Below are 8,439 nucleotides of genomic sequence, written 5' to 3'. Positions count from 1 at the left end.
AGGAAGAGCGCCTTCGGTCCGTCCTTGATCTGCGCGTTCCAACGGCCGCTCTTGTGGTGCCGGATGACGCTCTTGTAGCCCGACGTGTTCGTCGCCGGCTTCTTCCGGTTCGACGAGTTCTGCGACGGCGTCGAAAGGCGCAGGTTCGCGATGCGGTTGTCGTCGGGATCGCCGTTCGCATGATCGACGATCTGCGTCGGCCACTCGCTCTTCATGATCAGCCAGGCGAGGTGATGGGCGCGGTAGGTCCGGCCGGCGTAGCCGACGACCCTGTATCCGTCCTTGTCGAGGTTGCCGGCGCGGCGGCCGGGAGGACGTCCGCGAAGCGTGTTCGTCCAGACGAGGATGCCCGTGTCCGGGTCGTATTTCAGAATCGAGAGAAGGTCGGCGGGAGGCGGGGAAGGATTGCGGCCGGGCATCTGCGGGCGTCTCCGTTGAAGAGACGTCCAAAAATCCGCATGCCCGAGAAAGAGAGGAACGAATTCGTAATTCCGCAGGGGTTCGGCAGGGAGTGCCGAAAGGGAGGTTCAATTCGGGGTTCGTTCAGCTCGGATGGATAGTCCGAAACCCCTACGGCGCAGTGGTGAAGGGTCGGTGGGCGATGAGAGACTCGAACTCCCGGCATCCTCGGTGTAAGCGAGGCGCTCTACCAACTGAGCTAATCGCCCTTCGGGGCGAGGGATTACGCGCTTGGCCAACCTTCGGTCAAGAGGCACGGCGGCAGGCGATCGCAGCGCACAGCGTAAGCGAAGATTCGCGATGGCTGACGGGCTGGGCGCGGCGGGAATGGTCACTCGCGAGCTCGATTCTTCTGGCGGGGCGCTGCAAACGCACTGATCCGAAAGCGTTTTCACGTCGAGTGCGAAAGCGCGTTGACAGACGGAAGGGGAGCCCGTAAACGACCGCTCATGCCGCTGACGGACACGCCAGCGACACAATACGATGCGCGGGTGTAGCTCAGTTGGTTAGAGTGCCGGCCTGTCACGCCGGAGGTCGCGGGTTCGAGCCCCGTCACTCGCGCCATCGTACTTCGATTTTCTACGTTGCTGCGAATCTGCGGCAACGACAAGCGCGGGTGTAGCTCAGTCGGTTAGAGTGCCGGCCTGTCACGCCGGAGGTCGCGGGTTCGAGCCCCGTCACTCGCGCCATTCGCCCATCTTCTTCGTAATGTCCTGACAGGCCTCCGCAGACCCTAAGGCCGCGTCGTTTTGCGTCCTCGCGAAGATTGCCCGGAGCACGCCGGAGGGGCGGGGATGCTGCTTGCGTCCACATTAGGAAGGGTCTAATCCTCGCCGCAATGCGAAGGGCGTGAGCCGTGGCCGTTGGACGCATTGAAGGCGTTCGTCGATCACATACGTCCCCGTCAGGTTTTCAAAGCCGCACTGCCGCGGCCGGTGTGCGGACTTGGCGCACCCGGCTCAGAGGAAGACACGCTTGTGAACGAGCTTCTTGGATCCTACCTGCCGATCGTCATCTTCGTCGGCGTCGCGCTCCTCATCGGTGTCGCGCTTCTCGTGTCACCGTTCCTGCTCGCCTTCAAGGCGCCGGACGACGAGAAGCTGTCGGCCTACGAGTGCGGCTTCGACGCGTTCGATGATTCGCGCATGAAGTTCGACGTCCGATTCTATCTGGTGTCGATCCTCTTCATCATCTTCGACCTCGAAGTCGCGTTCCTGTTTCCCTGGGCTGCCTCGTTCGGCGATCTGGGATGGGCTGGTTTCTGGTCGATGATGGTCTTCCTCGGCGTCCTGACCGTCGGGTTTGTCTATGAATGGAAGAAAGGTGCCCTCGAATGGGATTGAACCCCGGTACCGCCCCGTTTGCCGCGCGGTCCGACCTGCAGGTAGCGCCTGCGGCCGACCCGTTCGTCACCGAGGTCAACAACGAACTGGCCGATAAGGGCTTCATCGTCACCTCGACTGAGGATCTCATCCAGTGGGCGCGCACGGGCTCGCTCATGTGGATGACGTTCGGCCTCGCATGCTGCGCGGTCGAGATGATGCAGATGTCGATGCCGCGCTACGACGGCGAGCGCTTCGGCTTCGCGCCGCGCGCGTCGCCCCGCCAGTCCGACGTGATGATCGTCGCGGGCACCCTGACCAACAAGATGGCTCCGGCGCTCCGCAAGGTCTACGACCAAATGCCGGAGCCGCGCTATGTGATCTCGATGGGTTCGTGCGCCAACGGCGGTGGCTACTACCACTACTCCTATTCGGTGGTGCGCGGCTGCGATCGCGTGGTTCCCGTCGACATCTACGTGCCGGGCTGCCCGCCGACGGCGGAGGCGCTTCTCTACGGCGTTCTTCTTCTCCAGAAGAAAATCCGTCGTCTCGGTACGATCGAGCGTTGAGGGGCGTATGAACGAGCTTTCGGAATATCTGGTCCCGCTGTTCGGCGAGAAGCTTGTCGCGTCGGACATCCGGCTCGACGAACTGACGCTTACGGTCGACCCGGAGCACCTCGTCGAGGTCGTGACGCATCTGCGCGACGACCCGCAATGCCAGTTCAAGTCCTTCGTCGACCTATGCGGCGTGGACTATCCGGCGCGCGTCGACCGGTTCGAGGTGGTGATCCACCTCCTTTCGCCGTACCTGAACCAGCGCATCCGCGTTAAGGTTCTGACCGGCGAAGACGATCCGGTTCCCTCGATCACCAGCGTCTTTCCGGGCGCTGACTGGTTCGAGCGCGAGGCCTACGATCTCTACGGGATCCTGTTCACCGGGCACCCCGATCTTCGCCGCATCCTCACGGATTACGGCTTCGAGGGGCACCCGCTGCGCAAGGACTTCCCGCTGACCGGGTTCGTCGAGGTGCATTACGACGAGCAGCTGAAGCAGGTCGTCTACGAACCGGTGGAGCTACGTCAGGAATTCCGGCAATTCGACTTCCTGTCGCCGTGGGAGGGCACGGACTACGTGCTGCCGGGCGACGAGAAGGCGAAGGCGAACTGAGAGGTTGGCGGGCGAGGGCGCTTTTCCGTCCGGCGGTTTCGACCGTCGGAGTCCGTCGAGCAGCAGTCCCGGGTCCGTCGACGACAAGTCGTCGCATTATTCCTTCGCGAACGAAGCCCGTAGGATCACGGGCGCGCAGGTTTTAGCGCAATTCGCAAACGAGCAGGGTGCCTGACCGTGGCCGAGATCGACGTCCGGAACTTCAATATCAATTTCGGCCCGCAGCATCCGGCCGCGCACGGCGTGCTCCGCCTCGTGCTCGAGCTCGACGGAGAGAACGTCGAGCGCGTCGATCCGCATATCGGCCTGCTACATCGCGGCACCGAGAAGCTGATCGAGCAGAAGACCTATCTGCAAGCGATGCCCTACTTCGACCGGCTCGACTACGTCGCGCCGATGAACCAGGAGCATGCGTTCTGCCTCGCGGTCGAGCGTCTTGCCGGCGTCGAGGTCCCGATCAGGGGCCAGTTGATCCGCGTTCTCTACTGCGAGATCGGGCGTATTCTCTCGCACCTCCTCAACGTGACCACCCAGGCGATGGACGTCGGCGCGCTGACCCCGCCGCTCTGGGGCTTCGAGGAGCGCGAAAAGCTGATGGTTTTCTACGAGCGCGCGTCGGGCGCTCGGCTTCATGCCGCCTACTTCCGGCCGGGCGGCGTGCATCAGGATCTGGCGCCGCAACTCGTCGACGATATCGGCGTCTGGTGCGACGAGTTCCTGCCGCGCCTCGCCGACATCGACGAACTCCTGACCGAGAACCGTATCTTCAAGCAGCGGAACGTCGATATCGGCGTCGTCAGCCTGGAGGATGCCTGGGCCTGGGGCTTTTCGGGCGTCATGGTCCGCGGTTCGGGCGCCGCGTGGGACTTGCGCAAGTCGCAGCCCTACGAGTGCTACGACCAGATGGATTTCGACATTCCGATCGGCAAAAACGGCGACTGCTACGACCGCTACCTCATCCGTATGGAAGAGATGCGTCAGTCGGTCGCGATCATGAAGCAGTGCGTCGAGCGCCTCGCGGACCGCGATCGGACCGGTCCTTTCGCCTCGACCGAGGGCAAGGTCGTGCCGCCGAAGCGTGGCGAGATGCGCCGCTCGATGGAAGCGCTGATCCACCACTTCAAGCTGTACACCGAAGGCTTCCACGTCCCCGAGGGTGAGGTCTATGCGGCCGTCGAGGCGCCGAAGGGCGAGTTCGGCGTCTATCTGGTGGCGGACGGGACGAACAAGCCCTACCGCTGCAAGATCCGCGCGCCCGGCTTCGCCCATCTCCAGGCGATGGATTTCCTTTGCCGCAATCACATGCTGGCCGACGTCTCGGCGATCCTTGGATCGTGCGACATCGTCTTCGGCGAGGTCGACCGCTAGAGCGGTACCGGCTGGCGAGAATAGTCCAGATTGCCCTCCGAACGGCGATCGAAAATCGATACGACATGGCGTCCGGCAGGGGTTCGGGCGCTGGTCTTTCATGCTTAATGTGTTAGAACGCGCCGCAACACGGGTGTGTTGGAACCGTTCTGAAGTCGAGGTCCGATGTCCGTCAGACGTCTTGCGGAAGATGCCGTTCAGCCTCAGGGTTTTGCCTTCTCGGCGCAGAACGCCGAATGGGCCGAGGCGACGATCCGCAAATATCCGGAAGGCCGCCAGCAGTCCGCAGTCATTCCGCTCCTGATGCGTGCGCAGGAGCAGGACGGCTGGGTGACGAAGGCTGCCATCGAGCACGTCGCGCAGCGTCTTCGCATGCCGATGATCCGCGTTCTCGAGGTCGCGACCTTCTACACGCAGTTCCAACTCGCGCCGGTCGGCACGCGCGCCCATATCCAGGTGTGCGGCACGACACCTTGCATGCTGCGGGGTTCGGACGATCTGAAGCGCGTCTGCCGCGAGAAGATCCATCCGCAGCCGTTCCACCTGAACGAGAGCGGAACGCTCTCGTGGGAGGAGGTCGAGTGCCTCGGCGCCTGCGTGAACGCTCCGATGGTGATGGTCTTCAAGGACACCTACGAGGACCTGACGGCGGATCGGCTCGCGGAGATCATCGACGCGTTCGACCGCGGCGAGGGCGCTGCGGTCAAGAAGGGCCCACAGATCGACCGTCACCTTTCGGTCCCGGTCGGCGGCCTGACGACTCTGAATACGTTCAACGACGACGACGACGGTAGCGCTACCGACGAGGCCCGCACGGCACCTCAGACCGGCGGAACGCCCGCGCCGAGCGACGGCGGGGCCGGTGCAGCCCCCTCGCAGGCTGCTCGAGTGGATACGCACGCTCCGGAAACCGATCCGACGATCAAGGGGCCGGACGGCGTCTCCAAGACGCATCCTGCAGCCGAAGAGGCGACCAGCGTCGACCTGACGAACCAGTCGGCCACGTCCGGACAGACGGGCGGAACGCAGCAGGGACCGACCGGCGCTGCGGAGACGAATGCGGCCGCGCAGGATAAGCAGTCGGAAACCTCGTCGGGCGAGGCTCGCACGGATGGTCCGCTCACGACGAAGGGGGTCAGCGCGCAGAGCGTCGTCGTCTTGGAAGAGAAATTCGTCGACGATAGCGACCGGGGCTCTGCCGCGACCGGACAGGAAGACCTTTCAGGTAAGGATCACACGGCGACCAGCACGCTGGAAGGCAAGCGCACCGACACGGATGACGTTCTTCCGGGTCCGGACGTCGGCAAGGGCGAGCCTGCGAAGGGTCGCCGCGGCACAAAGCCGAAGGCCTCGGAATAGGCGGAGATCGGAACATGCTTCAGGACAAGGACCGGATCTTCACCAACATCTACGGCCTTCGGGACAAGAGCCTGAAAGGCGCGATGAAGCGCGGCCATTTCGACGGCACCGCCGATATCATCGGCAAGGGCCGCGACTGGATCATCAACGAGATGAAGGCCTCGGGCCTGCGCGGTCGCGGTGGCGCCGGCTTCCCGACCGGCCTGAAGTGGTCGTTCATGCCAAAGGAAGTGGGCGAGCGGCCGCACTACCTCGTGGTCAACGCCGATGAATCCGAACCCGGGACCTGCAAGGACCGGGAAATCATGCGCAACGACCCGTTCACGCTGGTCGAGGGCTGCGTGATCGCCGGTTTTGCGATGGGCGCGCACACGGCCTACATCTACGTCCGCGGCGAGTATGTCCGCGAGCGCGAGGCGCTGCAGCTTGCCATCGACGAATGCTACGAGGCGGGCCTGCTTGGACGCGACAACAAGTGCGGCTGGGACATGGACATCTTCGTCCATCATGGCGCCGGCGCGTACATTTGCGGCGAAGAGACAGCGCTGCTCGAGAGCCTCGAAGGCAAGAAGGGCCAGCCGCGTCTGAAGCCGCCGTTCCCGGCCAACATGGGCCTGTACGGGTGCCCGACGACGGTCAACAACGTCGAGTCGATCGCGGTCGCGCCGACCATCCTGCGCCGCGGCGGTGGCTGGTTCGCCGGCATCGGCCGTCCGAACAACACGGGCACGAAGCTCTTCTCGATCTCCGGCCACGTGAACCGGCCGTGCACGGTCGAGGAATCGATGGGCATTCCGTTCCGTGAGCTGATCGACCGTCACTGTGGCGGCGTGCGGGGCGGCTACGAGAACCTTCTGGCGGTCATCCCGGGCGGCTCGTCTTGTCCGCTGGTGCCCGGCGAGCAGATTCTCGACGCGCCGATGGATTTCGACGGCATGCGCGAGGTGAAGTCCTCGTTCGGCACAGCTGCCGTGATCGTCATGGACAAGTCGACCGACATCGTCCGTGCGATCGCCCGCCTTGCGTACTTCTATAAGCACGAGAGTTGCGGTCAGTGCACGCCGTGCCGCGAAGGCACGGGGTGGATGTGGCGCGTCATGGAGCGCATGGTGGTCGGCAACGCGCAGAAGCGCGAGATCGACATGCTGCTCGACGTGACGAAGCAGGTCGAAGGCCATACGATCTGTGCGCTCGGCGATGCCGCCGCCTGGCCGATCCAGGGCTTGGTTCGCCACTTCCGCCCGGAGATCGAGCGTCGCATCGACGAGTTCTCGCGCAATGCCGACACGGGTCGCAAGCCGATCCTGCAGGCGGCGGAGTAGGTTCTTGATGGTCTGCCAGCTTCGGTCTCGATCGGAGTTTGGCAGACAAGTTGGTGGAGCAGTCGGATGGCGTCCGGTCGGATGTCGCCGGACCGATCCGCCGAGGTAATGGATATCTGGCCAGTGACAATGGTCGCCGTTTGTCTGGCGACCGTCGCACTTTGAAAGCCAAGTTCGATCGGGTCTGAAAATGGCAAAGATCAAAGTCGACGGAAACGAGATCGAGGTTCCCGACCACTACACGCTGCTGCAGGCGGCGGAGGAGGCGGGTGCCGAGATTCCGCGCTTCTGCTTCCATGAGCGCCTGTCGGTCGCTGGTAATTGCCGCATGTGCCTCATCGAGGTAAAGGGCGGTCCGCCGAAGCCGGCTGCGTCCTGCGCGATGGGCGTCCGCGACCTTCGCCCCGGCCCGAACGGCGAAGCGCCGGAGATCTTCACCAACACGCCGATGGTGAAGAAGGCCCGCGAGGGCGTCATGGAATTCCTCTTGATCAACCACCCGCTGGATTGCCCGATCTGCGATCAGGGCGGCGAGTGCGATCTTCAGGACCAGGCGATGGCGTTCGGCGTCGATTCGTCGCGCTACCAGGAGAACAAGCGCGCCGTCGAGGACAAGTATATCGGCCCCCTCGTCAAGACGATCATGACGCGCTGCATCCACTGCACGCGCTGCGTTCGCTTCACGACAGAGGTGGCTGGCATTTCCGAACTTGGCCTCGTCGGCCGCGGCGAGGACGCCGAGATCACCACCTATCTCGAGCAGGCGATGACCTCCGAGCTTCAGGGCAACGTGATCGACCTGTGCCCGGTCGGCGCCCTGACCTCACGTCCCTACGCCTTCCAGGCGCGTCCTTGGGAGCTGACCAAGACCGAGTCGGTCGACGTCATGGACGCTGTCGGTTCGGCGATCCGCGTCGACACGCGCGGCCGCGAGGTGATGCGGATCCTTCCTCGCATCAACGACCTCGTCAACGAGGAGTGGATTTCCGACAAGACACGCTTCGTCTGGGACGGGCTGCGGACGCAGCGGCTCGATCGGCCGTATGTTCGTCGCGACGGTCGTCTCCAGCCGGCTTCCTGGCCGGAAGCGTTCGAGGCTATTCGACAGAAGGTTTTCGGCGTCGCGTCTGACCGGATCGGTGCGATCGCAGGCGACTTGTCGGCGGTCGAGGACATGTGGGCTCTGAAGTGCCTGATGGGTCAGCTCGGCTCCGCCAATCTCGATTGCCGTCAGGACGGGGCGAAGCTGGATCCCGCCGACGGGCGCGCCTCTTACATCTTCAACACGACGATCGCCGGCATCGAGCAGGCTGATGCGCTGCTGATCATCGGCTCCAATCCCCGCTTCGAAGCCCCGGTTCTGAACGCGCGCATCCGCAAGCGCTGGCGTCGCGGCGACTTCCCCGTCGGTTTCATCGGCGAGAAGTCGGACCTGCGCT

General features: G+C 63.9%; 8 protein-coding genes and 3 tRNA genes. 9 read left to right on the top strand and 2 right to left on the bottom strand.

Going from position 1 to position 8,439, the window contains the following annotated elements; genetic code table 11:
- The coding region (locus QZ753_RS16645; protein ID WP_294645223.1) for an HNH endonuclease at positions 1 to 419 on the bottom strand (419 nt) is incomplete at its 3' end.
- A 176-nt stretch (positions 420 to 595) separates the two neighbouring features.
- A tRNA-Val gene (locus tag QZ753_RS16640) sits at positions 596 to 668 on the bottom strand.
- A 278-nt stretch (positions 669 to 946) separates the two neighbouring features.
- Here QZ753_RS16640 and QZ753_RS16635 point away from each other — a divergent pair.
- The 9 genes from QZ753_RS16635 to nuoG form a co-directional block, all read left to right on the top strand.
- Positions 947 to 1,023: transfer RNA gene (locus QZ753_RS16635), tRNA-Asp, on the top strand.
- Positions 1,024 to 1,071: 48 nt separating this feature from the next.
- Positions 1,072 to 1,148, top strand: a tRNA-Asp gene (locus tag QZ753_RS16630).
- A gap of 288 nt (positions 1,149 to 1,436) precedes the next feature.
- Entirely contained in the window at positions 1,437 to 1,802 is a 366-nt protein-coding gene (locus QZ753_RS16625) for an NADH-quinone oxidoreductase subunit A (protein ID WP_055884662.1), read from the top strand.
- Positions 1,772 to 2,350, top strand: a complete 579-nt coding sequence (locus QZ753_RS16620) for an NADH-quinone oxidoreductase subunit B family protein (protein ID WP_156369126.1) — start codon at positions 1,772 to 1,774, stop codon at positions 2,348 to 2,350. The genes QZ753_RS16625 and QZ753_RS16620 overlap by 31 nt, the downstream gene beginning before the upstream one ends.
- A gap of 7 nt (positions 2,351 to 2,357) precedes the next feature.
- Complete coding sequence (locus QZ753_RS16615) at positions 2,358 to 2,951, top strand: NADH-quinone oxidoreductase subunit C (protein ID WP_294645220.1); 594 nt, start codon at positions 2,358 to 2,360, stop codon at positions 2,949 to 2,951.
- Between the two features lie 177 nt (positions 2,952 to 3,128).
- Positions 3,129 to 4,319, top strand: coding sequence for an NADH-quinone oxidoreductase subunit D (locus tag QZ753_RS16610; protein ID WP_294645218.1), 1,191 nt, complete (start codon positions 3,129 to 3,131; stop codon positions 4,317 to 4,319).
- Positions 4,320 to 4,484: 165 nt separating this feature from the next.
- A complete protein-coding gene (nuoE, locus tag QZ753_RS16605) occupies positions 4,485 to 5,678 on the top strand; it encodes an NADH-quinone oxidoreductase subunit NuoE (protein WP_294645216.1) in 1,194 nt (397 codons plus the stop codon).
- A gap of 14 nt (positions 5,679 to 5,692) precedes the next feature.
- Positions 5,693 to 7,000: an NADH-quinone oxidoreductase subunit NuoF gene (gene nuoF, locus QZ753_RS16600; protein WP_294645215.1), complete on the top strand. Its 1,308-nt coding sequence runs from the start codon at positions 5,693 to 5,695 to the stop codon at positions 6,998 to 7,000.
- Positions 7,001 to 7,190: 190 nt separating this feature from the next.
- A partial coding sequence (nuoG, locus tag QZ753_RS16595; protein ID WP_294645212.1) for an NADH-quinone oxidoreductase subunit NuoG occupies positions 7,191 to 8,439 on the top strand: 1,249 nt, incomplete at its 3' end.

The sequence above is a fragment of the uncultured Aureimonas sp. genome, from assembly GCF_913775355.1.
Lineage (GTDB): Bacteria > Pseudomonadota > Alphaproteobacteria > Rhizobiales > Rhizobiaceae > Aureimonas.
Note: the sequence above shows the minus strand (reverse complement) of the source record. Positions and strands in the feature narration are given on the sequence as shown.

Coding starts and splice junctions, on each gene's coding strand:
- QZ753_RS16620 (WP_156369126.1), top strand. CDS start 1,772: ATGGAAGAAAGGTGCCCTCGAATGGGATTGAACCCCGGTACCGCCCCG.
- QZ753_RS16615 (WP_294645220.1), top strand. CDS start 2,358: ATGAACGAGCTTTCGGAATATCTGGTCCCGCTGTTCGGCGAGAAGCTT.
- nuoE (WP_294645216.1), top strand. CDS start 4,485: ATGTCCGTCAGACGTCTTGCGGAAGATGCCGTTCAGCCTCAGGGTTTT.
- nuoF (WP_294645215.1), top strand. CDS start 5,693: ATGCTTCAGGACAAGGACCGGATCTTCACCAACATCTACGGCCTTCGG.